Below are 20,838 nucleotides of genomic sequence, written 5' to 3' on the forward strand. Positions count from 1 at the left end.
TGCTTATAAAATAGACCAGTGATCGGCGGCGAACGTTACATGAGGAGCGTCCCATGCATATTTTGCTGACCGGCGGTACCGGCTTGATCGGTCGCCAGCTCTGCCAACACTGGCTGGCCCAGGGGCATCGCCTGACCGTGTGGAGCCGTCATCCGGAAGAAGTGGCGTCGCTGTGCGGCGCACAAGTACTGGGCGTTGCGCGCCTGGAAGAGGTGATCGGCGCAGTGGATGCGGTGGTCAACCTGGCCGGCGCACCCATCGCCGACCGCCCGTGGACCCATAGGCGCAAGGCGCTGCTGTGGAGCAGCCGCATCAGTCTTACCGAAACCCTGCTGGCCTGGCTCGAAGGCCTTGAGCAGAAACCGGCGGTGCTGGTGTCGGGCTCTGCGGTGGGTTGGTATGGCGACGGCGGCGAGCGCGAACTGACCGAAGCCAGCGGCCCGGTGCAGGACGATTTCCCCAGCCAGTTGTGCATCGCCTGGGAAGAAACCGCCCAGCGCGCCGAAGCCCTGGGCATTCGCGTGGTACTGGTGCGTACTGGCCTGGTGCTGGCTGCGCAGGGCGGCTTTTTGTCGCGGTTGCTGCTGCCCTTCAAGCTGGCGCTGGGCGGGCCGATCGGCGATGGACGGCAGTGGATGCCGTGGGTGCATATCAAGGATCAAATCGCCCTGATTGATTTTCTTCTGCACAAGGAAGACGCCAGCGGTCCTTATAATGCGTGCGCGCCACACCCGGTGCGTAACCGCGAGTTCGCCAAAACCCTGGGCCAGGTGCTGCATCGTCCGGCGTTCATGCCCATGCCGGCCTTCGCGCTGAAGGTGGGGCTGGGCGAGTTGTCGGGGTTATTGCTGGGCGGGCAGAAGGCCGTACCCGAACGGTTGCTGGCGGCCGGTTTCACTTTCCAGTTCACTGAGTTGCGCGCGGCTCTGGACGACTTGTCCACCCGCCTCTAGAGATAGGATGTTGCATGACGGATCACGCGTTGTTACTGGTCAACCTGGGTTCACCGGCGTCCACTTCGGTGGCCGATGTGCGCAGCTACCTCAACCAGTTTTTGATGGACCCTTATGTGATCGACCTGCCATGGCCGGTGCGACGCCTTTTGGTCTCGCTGATCCTGATCAAGCGCCCGGAGCAGTCGGCGCACGCCTATGCGTCGATCTGGTGGGAGGAGGGCTCGCCGCTGGTGGTACTCAGCCGGCGCCTGCAAGCGCAGATGACCGCGCAATGGACCCAAGGCCCGGTGGAGTTGGCGATGCGTTACGGCGAGCCGTCCCTGGAAACCACCCTGACGCGCCTGGCCGCCCAGGGCATCCGCAAAGTCACGCTCGCGCCGTTGTACCCGCAGTTTGCCGACAGCACCGTGACTACGGTGATCGAAGAAGCCCAGCGCGTGGTGCGTGATAAGAAACTGGATGTGCAGTTTTCGATCCTGCAGCCGTTCTACGATCAGCCGGAGTACATCGAGGCATTGGCGGCGAGCGCTCGGACATATGTGGAGCAGGATTACGATCACCTGCTGCTGAGTTTTCACGGCCTGCCGGAGCGGCACCTGACCAAGCTCGACCCCACCGGCCAGCATTGTTTCAAAGATGCCGACTGCTGCAGGAACGCGTCGCCGCAGGTGCTTGCCACCTGCTATCGCGCGCAGTGCTTCGCCGTCGCCCGTGATTTCGCTGCACGCCTGGGTTTACCGGACGGCAAATGGTCGGTGGCATTCCAGTCGCGGCTGGGCCGCGCGAAGTGGATCGAACCCTACACCGAGGCGCGCCTGGAGGCGCTGGCCCAGCAAGGCGTGAAAAAGCTGCTGGTGATGTGCCCGGCGTTCGTCGCCGATTGCATCGAGACTCTGGAAGAGATCGGCGATCGCGGCCGCGAGCAGTTCCGTGAGGCCGGTGGCGAAGAGCTGGTGCTGGTGCCCTGTCTGAACGACGACCCGCAGTGGGCGGCGGCGCTCAATACCCTGTGCGAGCGCGCGCCGCAGCAACTTTAGCCGCGTTATAGGTCGAGGGTCAGGCTGACCGTGAGATTGCGCGGTTCGCCTGGGCTGACCCAGTAACTGCTGTAGGACCGTTCGTAGTACTTTTCATCGAACAGGTTGTTAAGGTTCAGGCCCACCGTCACGTTTTGCGTGGCTTTGTAATGGGCCAGCAGGTCGACGGTGTGGTAGGCGGGCAGTTCAAAGCTGCCGCCGGCTTCCCCCGAGCGGTCCCCCACATAGGTGAATGCTGCGCCCAGGTCCGAGCCGCGCAGGGCGCCCTCCTGGAATTCATACACCCCCAACAGACTGCCGCTGCGCTTGGCCACGCCAAGGATGCGGCTGCCGGCTGGAATGGTGTTGTCACCCTTGGTCACCTCGGCATCGATGTAGGCGAAGGCGCCGATCACGCGCACGGCGTCGGTCACTTGCCCGGTCAGTTGCAGATCGAAACCCTGGCTGCGGGCCTTGCCCATGGCGCGGTTGGTGTTGGTGGCCGGGTCGAGGGCCAGCACGTTTTCCTTTTCGATATGGAAGGCGGCGAGGGTGGCGCTGAGGCGGTCGTCGAACAGTTCGCTTTTGACCCCCACTTCATAGCCCACGCCTTCTTCAGGCTTGAAGGTTTTGCCCGTGGCGTCCAGGCCGCTATTGGGCTTGAACGAGGTCGAGGCGTTGGCGAACACACCGATTTCTGGCGTGAGCTGGTAAAGCAATCCGGCGCGCTGAGTCAGGGCGTCGTGGGTTTGGCGGCTGGTTGGGGCGTTACGGGTAAAGTCATCGACGGTTTGTTCGAAATGCTCAACGCGCGCGCCAATCATGCCGCGCAGGCGGTCGGTGAAGACGATCTGGTCCTGCAGGTTCAAGGCGTGGCTTCTGGTCTGCTCGAAGAAGTCAGTGCCGGAGCGCGCGCCGTTGGGTTTGGGCTGGCCGTAGACCGGGTTGTAAAGGTCGATGGGGTAGCTCCCCGCGACCGCAGTCACGCGCTCGTTCTTGCGGTAGTCCTCGTATTCGGTGCCCACCAACAGCTCGTGCTGCCAACTGCCGATGTCGAACAGGCCGCGCAGTTCCAGCTGGGTGATGCTGTCGTGCCAGCGCATGGAGCGTTCGCGGTAACGGCGATTGAGGGTGTGACCGTCGGCATTCAGCGCGCGGTTTTCCGAAGCATCGCCCCACAGGCTGCCTTGTTTGTAGTGGCTGGCCAGGCGCAGTTTCCAGGCATCGTTGAGGTGATGTTCGAGGGTCGCCTGCAGGCGGTTGTTGTGGTTGTCGATGTTGCCGTCGTTGGGTTCGCCGAGGAATGTGCGGCGCGATACGCCGGGAGCGTCGACGATGCCACGGTCGAAGGTGGAGCTGTGGCGCACGAACTCACTTTCCACCAAGAGCGTGGTGTCCGGGTCCAATTGCCAACTGAACGACGGCGCGACAAACACCCGCTTGCTGCCGACGTGATCGCGGAAACTGTGGTTGTCCTCCACCGCCAGGTTGACCCGTGACAGCACGTTAGCTTGGCTGTCCAGCGGGGTGTTGACGTCCAGTGCGGTGCGATAACGATCCCAACTGCCTGCGCTGGTTTGCAGGGTGGTGAAGGCTTCGGGTTGAGGCTTTTTGGTGACGATATTCACCGTACCGCCGGGATCGCCGCGTCCGTAGAGGCTCGCGGCAGGGCCCTTGAGCACTTCGATACGTTCGATATTGGCGGTGTCCGGCGTGCTCGGGTAGCCACGGTTGGCGCTGAAGCCGTCCTGGTAGAACTCCGACGTGGTGAAACCGCGCACGCTGTATTCGTAAAGGGTCAGGCCGCCGAAATTGTTTTGCTTGGACACCCCACCGGCGAATTCCAGCGCGCGTTCCACGTTGGTGCTGCCCAGGTCCTTGAGTACCGTGGCCGGAATCACGCTGATGGACTGTGGGATGTCGCGCAGGGCCGTGTCGGTTTTGGTCGCGCTGGCGGAGCGGGTGGCGCGGTAGCCCTTGACCGGGCCGGTGGCGGATTCATAGGCATCGGTGGTGACGCTGATGGCTTCCAGTTCCAGGCGGTTGTCTTCGGCGAAGGCCGGGTCCAGCAGCAATCCCAGGGCCAGGCCAGCCAGGGGAGCGATTTTTCGAGACGGCATGAGAGAGCGTTCCAATAACAGTATTGAAACAATATAACATGACTAATGAGAATGAATCGCTACGAAATATCACCCGCGTGCCTGTCAACGGGCACGTGGATGAGGTCGATTATTCCTCTTCTTTTACTGGGGCTGGCGGTGGGCGCAGGCCGATTTCGGCTGACAACTTGATCTCCTTGCCATTGCGCATGACCTGGATCGCAACCTTCTCGGTTGGCTTGATCCGCGCCACCTGGTTCATCGACTTGCGCCCGTCGCCGGCCGGTTCGCCGTTGATGCTCAGAATCACGTCACCCAGTTGCAGGCCGGCCTTCTGCGCCGGGCCGTCGCGGAAGATCCCCGCCACCACGATGCCGGGACGCCCGGTCAGGCCGAACGACTCGGCCAGCTCTTTGGTCAGTGGCTGCACTTCGATGCCCAGCCAGCCGCGAATCACCTGGCCGTGTTCGATGATCGACTTCATCACCTCCATCGCCAGCTTCACCGGAATCGCAAACCCGATGCCCTGGGAGCCGCCGGACTTGGAGAAAATCGCCGTGTTGATGCCGGTCAGGTTGCCATTGGCATCCACCAGCGCGCCGCCGGAGTTACCCGGGTTGATCGCGGCGTCGGTCTGGATAAAGTCTTCGTAGCTGTTGAGGCCCAACTGATTGCGCCCGGTGGCGCTGATGATGCCCATGGTCACGGTCTGACCGACCCCGAACGGGTTGCCGATCGCCAGCGCGACATCGCCTACGCGCAAACCATCGGAGCGGCCGAGGGTGATCGCAGGCAGGTTCTTCAAATCGATCTTCAGCACCGCCAGGTCCGTCTCCGGATCGCTGCCCACCACACGGGCCAGGGTTTCGCGGCCGTCACGCAGGGCCACCACAATCTGATCGGCGCCGCTGGTCACGTGGTTATTGGTGAGAATGTAGCCTTCGGGGCTCATGATCACTCCGGAACCCAGGCTGGACTCCATGCGCCGCTGTTTGGGCCCGTTGTCACCGAAGTAGCGGCGGAACTGTGGGTCTTCAAACAGCGGATGCGCCGGTTTGTTGATGACTTTGGTGGTGTACAGGTTGACCACCGCCGGAGCGGCGATCACCACTGCGTCGGCATAGGTCACCGGGCCTTGCACCACCGTGGTGGTCTGCGGGGCCTGTTGCAGGTTCACATCAAGGCTGGGTAAGCCCACCAACTGGGGGAAACGCTGAATGATCAGCATCGCGATCAGCACGCCGGCCAGCAATGGCCATCCAAAAAAACGCAGCGCCTTGAGCATCAAGTAAGTCCTGACAGGTTGCAGGGGGCGGGGGAGCGCCCATAATGTCGCGCATTATACGAGGCTGCGAGCGCCTCTGAACGGGATATTTAGGAGACTTTCATGGCCGTCCCCCTTACCACCCTCGTCGAGGAAGCGGACCGCTACCTCGGCAGTGCAAAAATTGCTGATTACTGCCCCAACGGCCTGCAGGTCGAGGGTCGTCCGCAGGTGATGCGCATCGTCAGCGGCGTGACCGCCAGTCAGGCGCTGCTGGATGCCGCCGTCGAGGCCCAGGCCGATCTGGTGCTGGTTCACCATGGTTATTTCTGGAAAGGCGAAAACCCGTGCATCACCGGCATGAAGCAACGTCGCCTGAAAGCCCTGCTCAAGCACGACATCAGCCTGCTGGCCTACCACCTGCCGCTGGACCTGCACCCCGACGTCGGCAATAACGTGCAGCTGGCGCGGCAGTTGGACATCACCGTCGAAGGCCCGCTGGACCCGGATAACCTGAAAGTTATCGGTCTGGTCGGCTCCCTTGCCGAGCCCTTGTCGCCCCGCGACTTCGCCCGCCGCGTGCAGGACGTCATGGGCCGCGAGCCGCTGCTGATCGAGGGCAGCGAGATGATCCGCCGCATCGGCTGGTGTACCGGCGGCGGCCAGGGCTATATCGACCAGGCGATCGCCGCCGGTGTCGATCTGTTCCTCAGCGGCGAGGCGTCCGAGCAGACCTTCCACAGCGCCCGCGAAAACGACGTCAGCTTCATTGCCGCCGGCCATCACGCCACCGAGCGTTACGGCGTACAGGCGCTGGGCGATTACCTGGCGCGGCGCTTTGCCTTGGAGCATTTATTCATCGATTGCCCCAACCCGATCTGACGCACACTCCTGCGTCTGAGCGGGTTCGACCGGCCATCGACGCCAAACCTTGGGGCATATTCATATATCGTTTCGGTCTAGATGGCGCCCTAAATAGAAGAAGTTGCTGTGCTAGCATGCCCCGCTCGAACACGGCCCGCTGGCCGTCCATAAGATCGTTTTCGTGAGTAGCCATGGTCGACAAACTGACGCATCTGAAACAGCTGGAGGCGGAAAGCATCCACATCATCCGCGAGGTCGCCGCCGAGTTCGACAACCCGGTGATGCTCTACTCGATCGGTAAAGACTCCGCCGTGATGCTGCACCTGGCACGCAAGGCGTTTTTCCCGGGCAAGCTGCCATTCCCGGTGATGCACGTCGACACCCGCTGGAAATTCCAGGAGATGTACAAGTTCCGCGACAAAATGGTCGAAGAACTGGGCCTGGAGTTGATCACCCACGTCAATCCGGATGGGGTGGCGCAGGGCATCAACCCGTTCACCCACGGCAGCGCCAAGCACACCGACATCATGAAAACCGAGGGCCTCAAGCAGGCCCTGGACAAGTATGGTTTCGACGCAGCATTCGGCGGCGCCCGTCGCGATGAAGAGAAATCCCGCGCCAAAGAGCGCGTGTACTCGTTCCGCGACAGCAAACACCGCTGGGACCCGAAGAACCAGCGTCCGGAGCTGTGGAACGTCTACAACGGCAACGTCAACAAGGGCGAGTCGATCCGCGTGTTCCCGCTGTCCAACTGGACCGAGCTGGACATCTGGCAGTACATCTACCTGGAAGGCATCCCGATCGTGCCGCTGTACTTCGCCGCCGAGCGTGAGGTGATCGAGAAGAACGGCACGTTGATCATGATCGACGACGACCGCATCCTTGAGCACCTGTCCGACGAAGACAAAGCCCGTATCGTCAAAAAGAAAGTCCGTTTCCGTACCCTTGGCTGCTACCCGTTGACGGGCGCGGTGGAGTCCGAAGCCGAAACGCTGACGGACATCATTCAGGAAATGCTCCTGACGCGAACTTCCGAGCGCCAGGGCCGGGTCATCGACCATGATGGCGCCGGCTCCATGGAAGATAAAAAACGGCAGGGGTACTTTTAAGTTTCGAGTTACAAGCGGCAAGCTGCAAGTTAAAGGCGGTATGCGTAATTTGGCGGTTTGGTGCTTGCAGCCGGTTGTTGCGAGCCGCTATCGAGTGACTCGTAATGGGCTTCGAGAAGTTGGTCGTTTGGCAGAGAAGCAAATGTTTAGCGGTGGGAGTCTACCGGGAGTTGGCGCAATGCAGGGATCTTGGTTTTAAGGACCAGATCACTCGCTCTGCACTTTCGGTGCCCTCCAATATTGCTGAGGGTACGGAGCGTCGCAGTGCTAAAGAAAAGGCGCGTTTTCTTTGGATAGCGAAGGCTTCTTGTGGTGAGTTACGGACACAGATTCTCATCGGTAGCGACATTGCTTACATCGCCCGCCCGCTGGCTGAAAACTGGATTACAGAAACTCGCGAGCTCTCAAAAATGCTCTGCGGCCTGATCAACAAAATTTCTGACTAGCTGTACGCCGACAAGCTTGCCGCTTGAAGCTTACAGCTCGGAGCTTGAACCCAATGAGCCATCAATCTGATTTGATCAGCGAGGACATCCTCGCCTACCTGGGCCAGCACGAGCGCAAGGAAATGTTGCGCTTCCTGACCTGTGGCAACGTCGACGACGGTAAGAGCACCCTGATCGGGCGCCTGCTGCACGACTCCAAGATGATCTACGAAGATCACTTGGAAGCCATTACCCGCGATTCGAAGAAGTCCGGCACCACCGGTGACGATATCGACCTGGCCCTGCTGGTCGACGGCTTGCAGGCCGAGCGTGAGCAGGGCATCACCATTGATGTGGCTTACCGCTACTTCTCTACCGCCAAGCGCAAATTCATCATCGCCGACACGCCCGGCCATGAGCAGTACACCCGCAACATGGCCACGGGTGCGTCCACCTGTGACCTGGCGATCATTCTGATCGACGCGCGCTATGGCGTGCAGACCCAGACCCGTCGCCACAGCTACATCGCCTCGTTGCTGGGCATCAAGCACATCGTGATCGCCGTCAACAAGATGGATATCAACGGCTTCGACCAAAACGTCTTCGAGGCGATCAAGGCCGATTACCTGAAGTTCGCCGACGGCATCGCATTCAAGCCGAGCACCATGGCGTTCGTGCCGATGTCGGCGCTCAAGGGCGACAACGTGGTCAACAAGAGCGAGCGTTCGCCCTGGTACACCGGGCAGTCGCTGATGGAGATCCTCGAGACCGTCGAGATCGCCAACGACCGCAACTACACCGACCTGCGTTTCCCGGTGCAGTACGTCAACCGTCCGAACCTGAACTTCCGTGGCTTCGCCGGCACCCTGGCCAGCGGCATCGTGCACAAGGGCGACGAAGTCGTGGTGCTGCCGTCGGGCAAGAGCAGCCGCGTCAAATCCATCGTCACCTTCGAAGGTGAGCTGGAGCACGCCGGCCCCGGCCAGGCGGTGACCCTGACCATGGAAGACGAGATCGACATCTCGCGCGGCGACTTGCTGGTGCATGCCGACAACGTGCCGCAGGTGGCCGACGCCTTCGATGCCATGCTGGTGTGGATGGCCGAAGAACCGATGCTGCCGGGCAAGAAATACGACATCAAGCGCGCCACCAGTTACGTGCCGGGTTCCATCACCAGCATCGTGCACCGCGTGGACGTGAACACCCTGGCCGAAGGCCCGGCGAGTTCGTTGCAGTTGAACGAGATCGGCCGGGTCAAGGTCAGCCTCGACGCCGCCATCGCGCTGGACGGTTACGACAGCAACCGCACCACCGGCGCCTTCATTGTCATCGATCGCTTGACCAACGGCACCGTGGCGGCCGGCATGATCATCGCGCCGCCGGTGAACCATGGCGGTGCGTCGCACCACGGCAAGTTGGCCCATGTGGCAACCGAAGAGCGCGCGCTGCGCTTCGGCCAGCAACCGGCTACGGTGTTGTTCAGCGGGTTGTCGGGCGCCGGTAAGAGCACCCTGGCCTATGCGGTCGAGCGCAAGCTGTTCGATATGGGCCGTGCCGTGTTCGTGCTGGATGGCCAGAACCTGCGCCACGACCTCAACAAAGGGCTGCCGCAGGATCGCGCCGGGCGTACCGAGAACTGGCGGCGTGCCGCGCATGTGGCGCGTCAGTTCAACGAAGCCGGCCTGCTGACCCTGGCCGCGTTCGTCGCACCGGACGCCGAAGGTCGTGAACAGGCCAAGGCGCTGATTGGCAGCGACCGCCTGCTGACCGTTTACGTGCAGGCATCGCCGCTGGTGTGCGCCGAGCGCGATCCGCAAGGCCTGTATGCCGCCGGTGGGGATAACATTCCTGGCGAGTCCTTCCCGTACGACGTGCCGTTGAACGCCGACCTGGTCATCGACACCCAGGCCCTGTCGCTGGAAGACAGCGTCAAGCAAGTGCTGGAACTGTTGCGTCAGCGCGGCGCGATCTAAGCTTGCGCAGTCAAATGTGGGAGGGGGCTTGCCCCCGATAGCGATGTACCCGTGACAGAGGTACTGACTGACACACTGCTATCGAGGGCAAGCCCTCTCCCACCTTTTGATTATCGTTTGTCTGGGAAGTCTTTATGTAGCTTGTCCAGTAACGCATCCTTCTCTTCCCACAGCTGGTTGATCCACCCCTGGAACGCCAGTCGATACTCCCCATCCTGCTCATAGTTCTTGCCGATGAACTCACGCGGGATCTGCACCTCATCAAACCGCACCACCACGTCCTTCACCTTCCCGCATAGCAAGTCCCAGTACCCAGGGCGCCCGGCGGGGTAGTGGATAGTCACGTTCACCAGCGACTTCAACTGTTCGCCCATGGCATCCAGCACAAACGCGATACCGCCGGCCTTGGGCTTGAGCAGGTAGCGAAACGGTGAATTTTGCTGCGCGTGCTTGCCCGGCGTAAACCGCGTGCCTTCGGCGAAATTGAAGATGCCCACCGGGTTGTCGCGAAACTTCGCGCAGGTCTTGCGGGTGGTTTCCAGGTCCTTGCCTTTCTTCTCCGGGTGTTTTTCCAGGTAGGCCTTGGTGTAGCGTTTCATGAAGGGAAAGCCCAACGCCCACCACGCCAGGCCAATCACCGGCACCCAGATCAACTCCTGCTTGAGGAAAAACTTGAGCGGGCGAATGCGACGATTGAGCACATATTGCAGCACCATGATGTCGACCCAACTCTGGTGATTGCTGGTCACCAGGTAGGAATGCTGGTAGTCCAGGCCTTCAAGGCCGGACACGTGCCAGCGCGTGTGCCGGACCAGGTTCATCCAGCCCTTATTGTTGGTGACCCAGGCCTCATGGGTGTGGTTCATCAGCCATTCACTGAAGCGCTTGGCAAAGGGCAGGGCCTTGAACAGCGCCACGACGAACAGAAACGAACACAGCAGAATTGTGTTCAGCGCCAGCAACAGCGATGCGATCACCCCGCGTACGGCGGCAGGCAGAAAATCCAGCATTTAGATATCCATAGGTCGGTTGGCGGCTTGGATCGCAGTCAGTGCGATGGTGTACACGATGTCGTCGACCTGGGCGCCGCGCGGCAGGTCGTTGACCGGTTTGCGCAGCCCCTGGAGCATCGGCCCCAGGCTTACGCAGTCGGCGCTGCGCTGCACCGCTTTGTGGGTGGTGTTGCCGGTGTTCAGGTCCGGGAACACGAATACCGTGGCCTTGCCGGCGACCGGGCTGTTGGGCGCCAGTTGCCGCGCCACGGTTTCGTTGGCGGCGGCGTCGTATTGCAGCGGGCCGTCGATCAACAGTGCGCTTTGCTGTTCATGGGCAAGCAGAGTGGCTTCGCGGACTTTCTCGACTTCTTCGCCGCTGGCCGAGTCGCCGCTGGAGTAACTGATCATTGCCACGCGCGGGGTAATGCCGAACGCCTGCGCCGAGTCGGCGCTCTGCAGGGCGATCTCCGCCAGTTCGGCGGCGCTGGGGTGCGGGTTCATCACGCAGTCGCCGTACACCAGCACCTGTTCGGGGAACAACATGAAGAACACCGACGACACCAACGTGCAACCCGGTGCGGTTTTAATCAACTGCAAGGCCGGGCGGATGGTATTGGCGGTGGAATGGATAACCCCGGATACCAGCCCGTCGACTTCATCCAGGGCCAGCATCATGGTCGCGATCACCACGGTGTCTTCCAACTGCTGCTCGGCCATCGGCGCATTGAGGCTCTTGCTCTTGCGCAGCGCCACCATGGGCTCGACGTACCGCTCGCGGATCAGGTCCGGGTCGAGAATCTCCAGTCCTTCGGGCAATTCGATGCCTTGGGCACGGGCCACGGCTTCCACGTCCGCCGGCTTGGCCAGCAGCACGCAGCGCGCAATGCCGCGAGCCTGGCAGATGGCGGCGGCCTGCACGGTCAGCGGCTCGCTGCCTTCGGGCAGGACGATGCGCTTGTTGGCGGCCTGGGCGCGCTGGATCAACTGGTAGCGGAACACCGCCGGCGACAGGCGCATCTCCCGCGGCGTGCCGCAGCGTTGGTGCAGCCAGCGTGCATCGAGATGGCCGGCGACGAAATCGGTAATGATCTCGGCGCGCTCGCGGTCATCGATGGGAATTTCCTTGTTCAGGTTGTTGAGCAGGTTGGCGGTCTCGTAGGAGCCGGTACTCACCGACAGCACCGGCAGCCCGGCCTGGAAGGCGCCGCGGCACAGGTCCATGATGCGCGGGTCGGGCAGGGTGTCGCTGGTCAGCAGCAACCCGGCCAGGGGCACGCCGTTGATGGCGGCCAGGCTGACGGCCAGGATAATGTCGTCGCGGTCCCCGGGAGTCACCACCAGCACGCCGGGCTTGAGCAGTTCCACGGTGTTACGCATGGTGCGGGCGCAGATGATGATGCGGGTCATGCGCCGGGTTTCGTAGTCGCCGGCATTGAGGATCTGTGCGCCCATCAGGTCGGCGACGTCACGGGTGCGCGGGGCATTGAGTTCAGGCTGGTAGGGAATGCAGCCTAACAGGCGGAAATCGCCACTGCGCAGCAAGGGCGAATGTTCCTTGAGGCGCGCCGAGAAGGCTTCCATGCTTTCGTCGGTGCGCACCTTGTTGAGGATTACGCCGAGCACTTTCGGGTCTTTCGGCCCGCCGAACAGTTGGGCCTGCAGTTCCACGCGGCCGGACAGCTCGGTGAGTACTTCGTTTTCCGGGGCCGAGACCAGGATCACTTCCGCATCCAGGCTCTTGGCCAGGTGCAGGTTGACCCGTGCGGCATAGCTGGCGCTGCGGGTCGGCACCATGCCCTCGACGATGAGCACATCCTTGCCCACGGCGGCCTGCTGATACAGGGTGATGATTTCTTCCAGCAGCTCATCGAGCTGGCCGTCGCCGAGCATCCGCTCTACGTGGGCCAGGCCCAGGGGCTGTGGCGGCTTGAGGCCGTGGGTGCGCGCCACCAGTTCGGTGGAGCGTTCGGGGCCGGTATCGCCTGGGTGAGGTTGGGCAATCGGTTTGAAGAAGCCGACTTTCAGCCCGGCTCGTTCGAGGGTGCGCACCAGCCCGAGGCTGATGGAGGTCAGACCCACACCAAAATCGGTGGGCGCGATAAAAAAAGTCTGCATGCGAATTCTCTGGAGGTGCATGGCTTCGGTGGCGCTCTATGACTGAGCGCCTGCCGGGAATCAGGTGCCAAGGTTATCGCTATTCGTGGGCTTGCGCACACCAGCCGCAGGCAAAGCGCTGGCCTATTTTTTTGCTGCGTTGCAGCGGGTCGAGTACCCAGGCGCGGGATTGCCAGGGTGGCTGGTGGCGCAGGTGCTGGGTGTGGCCGCAGGACAGCTCGACAACCCATTGCTGCTCGGCGTCCAGGTGGAAGCCGAGGATGCGGGAGACCGTTGGTCGGTCCCGTCCGTCCGGGTTCTGTTCGCTTTCGGGCAAATCCTTGTTTAGACTTGTCCGTTCTTCATTCTTATGCAAAAGGTCTCGCCCCATGACGATCGCCGCTAACAAGGCTGTCTCCATCGACTATACCCTGACCAACGACGCTGGTGAGGTCATCGACAGCTCAGCCGGCGGCGCGCCGCTGGTCTACCTGCAAGGCGCAGGTAACATCATTCCAGGCCTGGAAAAGGCACTGGAAGGCAAAAGCGTTGGCGATGAGCTGAACGTTGCCGTGGAGCCTGAAGATGCCTACGGCGAATACTCCGCCGAACTGGTCAGCACCCTGAGCCGCAGCATGTTCGAAGGTGTTGATGAGTTGGAAGTGGGCATGCAGTTCCACGCTTCCGCGCCGGACGGTCAAATGCAGATCGTCACAATCCGTGACCTGGACGGCGACGACGTTACCGTCGACGGCAACCATCCCCTGGCTGGCCAGCGCCTGAACTTCCAAGTGAAGATCGTTGCCATCCGCGACGCTTCCCAGGAAGAAGTGGCCCACGGTCACGTCCACGGTGAAGGCGGTCATCACCATTGATTGATGTTTTGATCAAGCGGTAGCAAAAACGCCCCGACCGGTTCGGGGCGTTTTTTTTGTGCCCGAAAATACACCGCGATCAAAATGTGGGAGGACTTGCCCACCGGTGGAGCTGCGATGATTTTCAGGCACAAACAAAAATGCCCCGGACCTTTCGGTACGGGGCATTTCTTAACTGTTACGCAACCTGGGCTGCGTTGCAGTTGTTACCACTCAGGCTGCAGCAGCAACGCTCAGAGCCTTGATGTGGCCATTCAGGCGGCTCTTATGGCGAGCGGCCTTGTTCTTGTGGATGATGCCTTTATCGGCCATACGGTCGATAACCGGCACAGCCAGAACGTAGGCTGCTTGAGCTTTTTCAGCGTCTTTGGTGTCGATGGCTTTAACTACATTCTTGATGTAGGTACGAACCATGGAACGCAGGCTGGCGTTGTGGCTGCGACGCTTCTCAGCCTGTTTTGCACGTTTTTTGGCGGAAGGTGTGTTGGCCACCGTCGAGCTCCTCGAAAGACTTTTTAGGAAATAGCAAACAAAATAGGCCGCGAATCATGCCGATGACTTGATGGGTTGTCAAGGGCGGCAGATGCGAACTGCTGAGTGGTCGATCTTAAGAGGCGGGTGATTTATTTCCGGCGCTTGACCTGTAAACTCGCGAGCTTTGGCGCTGTGCTGTTGCAGGCGCGCAGTATCGCATAAGTGGGCGCACAGTTCGCCTGCTCTTTATCATAGGCGCAAACTCTTTCAATGAATCTGCTCAAATCGCTGGCTGCCGTCAGCTCTATCACGATGATTTCCCGGGTTCTGGGGTTCGTGCGTGACACCCTGCTGGCGCGCATCTTTGGCGCCAGCATGGCCACGGATGCCTTCTTTATCGCGTTCAAGTTGCCCAACCTGCTGCGGCGCATCTTCGCCGAGGGGGCGTTCTCGCAGGCGTTCGTGCCGATTCTGGCGGAATACAAGACCCAGCAGGGCGAAGAGGCGACGCGCACCTTTATTGCTTATGTCTCGGGCCTGCTGACCCTGGTATTGATGCTGGTGACCGCCCTGGGCATGCTCGCCGCGCCGTGGGTGATCTGGGCCACGGCGCCCGGCTTTGCCGACACCCCGGAAAAATTCGCGCTGACCACCGACCTGCTGCGCGTGACCTTTCCTTATATATTGCTGATTTCCCTGTCTTCCCTGGCCGGGGCCATCCTCAATACCTGGAACCGTTTCTCGGTACCGGCCTTCGTGCCAACGCTGCTTAACGTCAGCATGATCATCTTTGCGCTGTTCCTCACCCCGTACTTCGATCCGCCGGTGATGGCGCTGGGCTGGGCGGTGCTGGCCGGTGGCCTGGCGCAATTGCTTTACCAGCTGCCGCATTTGAAGAAGATCGGCATGCTCGTGCTGCCGCGCCTGAACCTCAAGGACACCGGCGTCTGGCGTGTCATGCGCAATATGTTGCCGGCCATCCTTGGCGTGTCGGTCAGTCAGATTTCCCTGATCATCAACACCGCGTTCGCTTCGTTGCTGGTATCGGGTTCAGTGTCGTGGATGTATTACGCCGATCGCCTGATGGAGTTGCCCTCCGGTGTGCTGGGCGTGGCACTCGGCACAATCCTGCTGCCGACCCTGGCGCGAACCTACGCCAACAAGGACCGCCAGGAATACTCGCGCATCCTCGATTGGGGCCTGCGCCTGTGCTTCGTGCTGGTGCTGCCGTGTTCCCTGGCGCTGGGCATTCTGGCTGAGCCGCTGACAGTCTCGCTGTTCCAATATGGTCAATTTGACGCCCATGACGCCCTGATGACCCAGCGCGCGCTGATCGCCTACTCCGTCGGCCTGCTCGGCATCATTGTGATCAAGGTGCTGGCGCCGGGCTTCTACGCCCAGCAGAACATTCGCACGCCGGTGAAAATCGCGATTTTCACGCTGATCGTCACGCAGTTGCTCAACCTGCTGTTTATCGGCCCGCTGGCCCATGCCGGTCTGGCCCTGGCGATCAGCGCGGGCGCCTGCATCAACGCCGGCCTGCTGTTCTACCAACTGCGCAAACAGCAGATGTTCCAGCCGCAGCCAGGCTGGGGGATGTTCGCGGTCAAACTGCTGGTGGCGGTGGGGATGATGTGCGCCGTGTTGCTTGGGCTGATGCACTTCATGCCCGCCTGGGACCAGGGCCATATGCTCGAACGCTTCATGCGCCTGGGCGTGCTGGTGGTCGCTGGGGTAGTGGTGTACTTCGGGATGTTATTACTGCAAGGTTTCCGGCTGCGGGATTTCAATCGCAAGTCGCTGAGTTAGAGAGTTTGCCGCGATAAAACCGGTGTTTTATCGATTCGACCCATTTGCCCTGCGCTGTTGCCTGTCGTCCGGGGCAGTGTGTGGTTATAATCGACCACTTTATGAGCAAGAAGCGCGTTATGCAGCTGGTTCGAGGTCTCCACAACCTGCGCCCCCGGCATCGGGGCTGCGTCGCCACTATTGGCAACTTTGACGGTGTTCACCGTGGCCACCAGGCTATCCTGGCCAGGCTGCGCGAGCGTGCGGTCGAGTTGGGCGTGCCCAGCTGCGTGGTGATTTTCGAGCCGCAGCCGCGGGAGTTCTTCTCCCCCGAGACCGCGCCGGCTCGCCTGGCGCGCCTGCGCGACAAACTGCAGCTGCTGGCCGAAGGAGGCGTGGACCGTGTCCTCTGCCTGGCCTTCAACCAGCGTTTGCAAAGTCTCAGCGCTGCCGAGTTCGTCGACCGCATCCTGGTCGATGGCCTGGGTGTGCAGCATCTGGAGGTCGGCGACGACTTCCGTTTCGGCTGCGACCGGGTTGGGGATTTCGACTTTCTGCAACAGGCCGGCATCCGCCAGGGCTTTACCGTCGAGGCCGCGCAAACCGTCGAGCTGGACGGCCTGCGTGTAAGCAGTACGCAGGTGCGCAATGCCCTGGCCGCCGCCGACTTCGCCTTGGCCGAGCGTTTGCTCGGTCGCCCGTTCCGCATCGCCGGGCGGGTACTGCACGGCCAGAAGCTGGCGCGCCAATTGGGCACGCCGACCGCCAACGTGCAACTCAAGCGCCGCCGTGTGCCGCTGACCGGGGTTTACCTGGTCAGCGTCGACATCGACGGTCAATCGTGGCCGGGAGTCGCCAACATAGGCGTCAGACCCACGGTTGCAGGTGATGGCAAGGCCCACCTGGAAGTTCACCTTTTGGATTTTGCCGGTGATTTGTATGACCGGCGTTTGACGGTGGTTTTCCACCAGAAGCTGCGTGAAGAGCAGCGTTTCGCCTCCCTCGAGGCGTTGAAAACGGCGATCAATGCGGATGTCGCCGCCGCCCGTGCACTAGCCGCACCTAGCGCCCATCGCTAACCGAAGAGCCTTAAATGACCGACTATAAAGCCACGCTAAACCTTCCGGACACCGCCTTCCCAATGAAGGCCGGCCTGCCACAGCGCGAACCGCAGATCCTGCAGCGCTGGGACAGTATTGGCCTGTACGGAAAGTTGCGCGAAATTGGCAAGGATCGTCCGAAATTCGTCCTGCACGACGGCCCTCCTTACGCCAACGGCACGATTCACATCGGTCATGCGCTGAACAAGATCCTCAAGGACATGATCGTGCGCTCGAAAACCCTGTCGGGTTTCGACGCACCTTATGTTCCAGGTTGGGACTGCCACGGCCTGCCAATCGAGCACAAAGTCGAAGTGACCCACGGCAAGAACCTGGGCGCGGACAAGACACGCGAACTGTGCCGTGCGTATGCCACCGAACAGATCGAAGGGCAGAAGTCCGAGTTCATCCGCCTGGGTGTCCTGGGCGACTGGGCCAACCCCTACAAGACCATGGACTTCAAAAACGAGGCCGGTGAAATCCGTGCCTTGGCCGAGATCGTCAAAGGCGGTTTCGTGTTCAAGGGTCTCAAGCCCGTGAACTGGTGCTTCGACTGCGGCTCGGCCCTGGCGGAAGCTGAAGTTGAGTACGAAGACAAGAAGTCCTCGACCATCGACGTGGCCTTCCCGATCGCGGACGAGGCCAAGCTGGCCAATGCGTTCGGCCTGGCCAGCCTGGCCAAGCCGGCGGCCATCGTGATCTGGACCACCACCCCGTGGACCATCCCCGCCAACCAGGCGCTGAACGTGCACCCGGAATTCACCTACGCCCTGGTGGACGTCGGAGATCGCCTGCTGGTGCTGGCCGAGGAAATGGTCGAGGCGTGCCTGGCGCGCTACGAGCTGCAAGGTTCGGTGATTGCCACCACCACCGGTTCAGCGCTGGAGTTGATCAACTTCCGTCATCCGTTCTATGACCGCCTGTCGCCGGTGTACCTGGCCGATTACGTCGAGCTGGGTTCGGGTACGGGTGTGGTTCACTGCTCGCCTGCCTACGGCGTGGACGACTTTGTGATCTGCAAGAAGTACGGCTTGGTCAACGATGACATCATCAACCCGGTGCAAAGCAACGGCGTCTATGTGCCGTCGCTGGAGTTCTTCGGTGGCCAGTTCATCTTCAAGGCTGACAAGGCCATCATCGACAAGCTGCGCGACGTTGGCGCACTCATGCAGACCGCGACTATCCAGCACAGCTACATGCACTGCTGGCGCCACAAGACGCCGCTGATCTACCGCGCCACCGCGCAGTGGTTCATCGGCATGGACAAAGAACCGGTGGCCGGCGACACCCTGCGCAATCGTGCCCTCAAGGCCATCGAAGGCACCGGCTTTATCCCGGCCTGGGGCCAGGCGCGCCTGCACTCGATGATTGCCAACCGCCCGGACTGGTGCATCTCCCGCCAGCGCAACTGGGGCGTGCCGATCCCGTTCTTCCTGAACAAGGAAAGCGGCGAGCTGCACCCGCGCACCGTTGAACTGATGGAAGAAGTGGCCCAGCGCGTTGAACAGGAAGGCATCGAGGCCTGGTTCAAACTGGACGCCGCCGAGCTGCTGGGTGACGAAGCGCCGCTGTACGACAAGATCAGCGACACCCTCGACGTGTGGTTCGACTCCGGCACCACCCACTGGCACGTATTGCGCGGCTCGCATCCGATGGGGCATGAGACCGGCCCGCGCGCCGACCTGTACCTGGAGGGTTCGGACCAGCACCGTGGCTGGTTCCACTCCTCATTGCTGACCGGTTGCGCCATCGACGACCACGCGCCGTACCGCGAATTGCTGACCCACGGCTTCACCGTCGACGAAAACGGCCGCAAGATGTCCAAGTCCCTGGGCAACGTGATCGCGCCGCAAAAAGTCAACGACACCCTGGGTGCCGACATTATGCGTCTGTGGGTGGCGTCTACCGACTATTCCGGCGAAATGGCCGTGTCGGAGCAGATTCTGCAGCGCAGCGCCGATGCCTACCGTCGTATCCGTAATACCGCACGCTTCCTGCTGTCGAACCTGACCGGTTTCAACCCGGCCACCGATATCCTGCCGGCCGAGGACATGCTCGCCCTGGATCGTTGGGCCGTGGACCGCACCCTGCTGCTGCAGCGCGAGTTGCAGGAACATTACGGCGAATACCGCTTCTGGAACGTCTACTCCAAGATCCACAACTTCTGCGTGCAGGAGCTGGGCGGTTTCTACCTCGACATCATCAAGGACCGCCAGTACACCACCGGCGCCAACAGCAAGGCGCGCCGTTCGGCGCAGACCGCGCTGTACCACATCTCTGAAGCGCTGGTGCGCTGGATCGCGCCGATCCTGGCCTTCACCGCCGACGAACTGTGGGAGTATCTGCCGGGCGAGCGTAACGAGTCCGTGATGCTCAACACCTGGTACGAAGGGCTGACAGAACTGCCGGCTGACTTCGAATTGGGCCGTGAGTACTGGGAAGGCGTGATGGCGGTCAAGGTTGCGGTGAACAAGGAGCTGGAGGTTCAGCGCGCGGCCAAGGCCGTCGGTGGCAACCTGCAGGCCGAAGTCACGCTGTTTGCCGAAGAAGGCCTGAGCGCCGACCTGGCCAAGTTGAGCAACGAGCTGCGTTTCGTGTTGATCACTTCCACCGCCAGCCTGGCGCCGTTCGCCCAGGCTCCGGCGGATGCCGTGGCTACCGAAGTGCCTGGCTTGAAGCTCAAAGTGGTCAAGTCGGCCTTCGCCAAGTGCGCCCGTTGCTGGCACTGCCGTGAAGATGTCGGCGTGAACCCCGAGCATCCGGAAATCTGCGGTCGCTGCGTCGACAATATCAGCGGTGCCGGTGAGGTTCGCCACTATGCCTAACGCCGGCCGTTTCGGACGTCTGGGTTGGCTCGTATTGAGTCTGCTGGTGCTGGTCATCGACCAGGTCAGCAAGGCTCACTTCGAAGGCTCCCTGGAAATGTTCCAGCAAATCGTAGTGATCCCTGACTACTTCAGCTGGACCCTGGCCTACAACACTGGCGCGGCGTTCAGCTTCCTCGCCGACAGCGGCGGATGGCAGCGTTGGCTGTTCGCCCTGATCGCGGTGGTGGTCAGTGCGGTGCTGGTGGTCTGGCTCAAGCGCCTGGGCCGCGATGACACTTGGTTGGCCGTGGCCTTGGCCCTGGTGTTGGGTGGCGCGTTGGGTAACCTGTACGACCGTATTGCCCTGGGCCATGTGATCGACTTCATCCTGGTGCACTGGCAGAACCGCCACTATTTCCCGGCGTTCAACTTCGCCGACAGCGCGATCACCGTCGGTGCAATCATGCTGGCGCTGGATATGTTCAAAAGTAAGAAAACCGGAGAGACCGTCAATGACTGAACAGGTATTGGCTGAGCAACGCATCGGCCAGAACACGGAAGTCACTTTGCATTTCGCACTGCGCCTGGAAAACGGCGATACGGTCGACAGCACGTTCGACAAGGCTCCGGCGACCTTCAAGGTCGGCGACGGTAACCTGCTGCCGGGTTTCGAAGCCGCCTTGTTCGGTTTCAAGGCCGGCGACAAGCGTACCCTGCAGATCCAGCCGGAAAACGCGTTTGGCCAGCCCAATCCGCAGAATGTGCAGATCATCCCGCGTTCGCAGTTCCAGGACATGGAGCTGTCTGAAGGCCTGCTGGTGATTTTCAACGATGCGGCGAATACCGAGTTGCCAGGCGTGGTCAAGACGTTCGATGACGCGCAAGTGACCATCGACTTCAACCACCCGTTGGCCGGTAAAACCTTGACGTTCGATGTGGAAATCATCGACGTTAAAGCACTTTGATCAACGCCCCGATTTAAATACGGGAGCGGGCTGG

General features: G+C 61.3%; 18 protein-coding genes. 12 read left to right on the plus strand and 6 right to left on the minus strand.

Features of this window, described 5'->3' with window-relative positions; genetic code table 11:
• Positions 1-53 precede the first annotated feature (53 nt).
• Positions 54-953 carry a TIGR01777 family oxidoreductase gene (locus tag QRN10_RS03710; protein ID WP_285427862.1) on the plus strand — a complete coding sequence of 300 codons (900 nt, stop codon included), beginning with the start codon at positions 54-56 and terminating at the stop codon, positions 951-953.
• 14 nt (positions 954-967) lie between these two features.
• Positions 968-1,993: a ferrochelatase gene (gene hemH / locus QRN10_RS03715; RefSeq protein ID WP_266245919.1), complete on the plus strand. Its 1,026-nt coding sequence runs from the start codon at positions 968-970 to the stop codon at positions 1,991-1,993.
• Positions 1,994-1,998: 5 nt separating this feature from the next.
• Here hemH and QRN10_RS03720 read toward each other — a convergent pair whose 3' ends face one another.
• A complete protein-coding gene (locus QRN10_RS03720) occupies positions 1,999-4,092 on the minus strand; it encodes a TonB-dependent siderophore receptor (protein WP_285427863.1) in 2,094 nt (697 codons plus the stop codon).
• Positions 4,093-4,201: 109 nt separating this feature from the next.
• The gene (gene algW, locus QRN10_RS03725; protein ID WP_181079613.1) at positions 4,202-5,356 is read right to left on the minus strand and encodes a Do family serine endopeptidase AlgW; all 1,155 of its coding nucleotides are present in this window, start codon (positions 5,354-5,356) and stop codon (positions 4,202-4,204) included.
• Positions 5,357-5,458: 102 nt separating this feature from the next.
• On the opposite strand from algW, the gene QRN10_RS03730 reads away from it, so the two are divergent.
• The 4 genes from QRN10_RS03730 to cysN all read left to right on the plus strand — a co-directional run bounded on the left by QRN10_RS03730 (position 5,459) and on the right by cysN (position 9,706).
• Entirely contained in the window at positions 5,459-6,217 is a 759-nt protein-coding gene (locus QRN10_RS03730; RefSeq protein WP_285427864.1) for a Nif3-like dinuclear metal center hexameric protein, read from the plus strand.
• Between the two features lie 173 nt (positions 6,218-6,390).
• Entirely contained in the window at positions 6,391-7,308 is a 918-nt protein-coding gene (cysD, locus tag QRN10_RS03735; RefSeq protein WP_003208447.1) for a sulfate adenylyltransferase subunit CysD, read from the plus strand.
• A gap of 104 nt (positions 7,309-7,412) precedes the next feature.
• Positions 7,413-7,754, plus strand: a complete 342-nt coding sequence (locus tag QRN10_RS03740; RefSeq protein WP_285427865.1) for a four helix bundle protein — start codon at positions 7,413-7,415, stop codon at positions 7,752-7,754.
• Between the two features lie 53 nt (positions 7,755-7,807).
• Positions 7,808-9,706, plus strand: a complete 1,899-nt coding sequence (gene cysN / locus QRN10_RS03745; RefSeq protein ID WP_181079616.1) for a sulfate adenylyltransferase subunit CysN — start codon at positions 7,808-7,810, stop codon at positions 9,704-9,706.
• A 110-nt stretch (positions 9,707-9,816) separates the two neighbouring features.
• Here the strand turns inward: cysN and yihG are convergent, their stop codons facing one another.
• From yihG to QRN10_RS03760, 3 genes are all read right to left on the minus strand, one after another.
• Positions 9,817-10,716 (minus strand): 1-acylglycerol-3-phosphate O-acyltransferase, YihG family, encoded by a 900-nt coding sequence (yihG, locus tag QRN10_RS03750; protein WP_181079617.1) that lies wholly within the window; start codon positions 10,714-10,716, stop codon positions 9,817-9,819.
• Complete coding sequence (gene pta, locus QRN10_RS03755; RefSeq protein WP_253510400.1) at positions 10,717-12,816, minus strand: phosphate acetyltransferase; 2,100 nt, start codon at positions 12,814-12,816, stop codon at positions 10,717-10,719. It lies immediately after the preceding gene.
• A gap of 79 nt (positions 12,817-12,895) precedes the next feature.
• Positions 12,896-13,186, minus strand: a complete 291-nt coding sequence (locus QRN10_RS03760) for a DUF3565 domain-containing protein (RefSeq protein ID WP_370694740.1) — start codon at positions 13,184-13,186, stop codon at positions 12,896-12,898.
• Between QRN10_RS03760 and QRN10_RS03765 the strand changes: the two genes are divergently transcribed.
• Positions 13,185-13,670, plus strand: coding sequence for an FKBP-type peptidyl-prolyl cis-trans isomerase (locus QRN10_RS03765; protein WP_181079620.1), 486 nt, complete (start codon positions 13,185-13,187; stop codon positions 13,668-13,670). The two genes, QRN10_RS03760 and QRN10_RS03765, sit on opposite strands and share 2 nt — an antisense overlap.
• A 213-nt stretch (positions 13,671-13,883) precedes the next feature.
• On the opposite strand, the gene rpsT is transcribed toward QRN10_RS03765, so the two are convergent.
• Positions 13,884-14,162, minus strand: coding sequence for a 30S ribosomal protein S20 (gene rpsT, locus QRN10_RS03770; protein WP_016976313.1), 279 nt, complete (start codon positions 14,160-14,162; stop codon positions 13,884-13,886).
• Positions 14,163-14,414: 252 nt separating this feature from the next.
• Between rpsT and murJ the strand changes: the two genes are divergently transcribed.
• From murJ to fkpB, 5 genes are all read left to right on the plus strand, one after another.
• The gene (gene murJ / locus QRN10_RS03775) at positions 14,415-15,953 is read left to right on the plus strand and encodes a murein biosynthesis integral membrane protein MurJ (protein ID WP_181079621.1); all 1,539 of its coding nucleotides are present in this window, start codon (positions 14,415-14,417) and stop codon (positions 15,951-15,953) included.
• 119 nt (positions 15,954-16,072) lie between these two features.
• Entirely contained in the window at positions 16,073-17,011 is a 939-nt protein-coding gene (gene ribF, locus QRN10_RS03780) for a bifunctional riboflavin kinase/FAD synthetase (RefSeq protein ID WP_285427867.1), read from the plus strand.
• 14 nt (positions 17,012-17,025) lie between these two features.
• The gene (gene ileS / locus QRN10_RS03785) at positions 17,026-19,857 is read left to right on the plus strand and encodes an isoleucine--tRNA ligase (RefSeq protein WP_285427868.1); all 2,832 of its coding nucleotides are present in this window, start codon (positions 17,026-17,028) and stop codon (positions 19,855-19,857) included.
• Positions 19,850-20,359, plus strand: a complete 510-nt coding sequence (gene lspA, locus QRN10_RS03790; protein ID WP_181079624.1) for a signal peptidase II — start codon at positions 19,850-19,852, stop codon at positions 20,357-20,359. The genes ileS and lspA overlap by 8 nt, the downstream gene beginning before the upstream one ends.
• Before the next feature lie 7 nt (positions 20,360-20,366).
• Positions 20,367-20,804 (plus strand): FKBP-type peptidyl-prolyl cis-trans isomerase, encoded by a 438-nt coding sequence (fkpB, locus tag QRN10_RS03795; RefSeq protein WP_181079659.1) that lies wholly within the window; start codon positions 20,367-20,369, stop codon positions 20,802-20,804.
• Positions 20,805-20,838 lie beyond the last annotated feature (34 nt).

Origin of the sequence: Pseudomonas sp. lyk4-R2A-8 (genome assembly GCF_030209095.1) — a bacterium.
Classification (GTDB): Bacteria; Pseudomonadota; Gammaproteobacteria; order Pseudomonadales; family Pseudomonadaceae; genus Aquipseudomonas; species Aquipseudomonas quebecensis.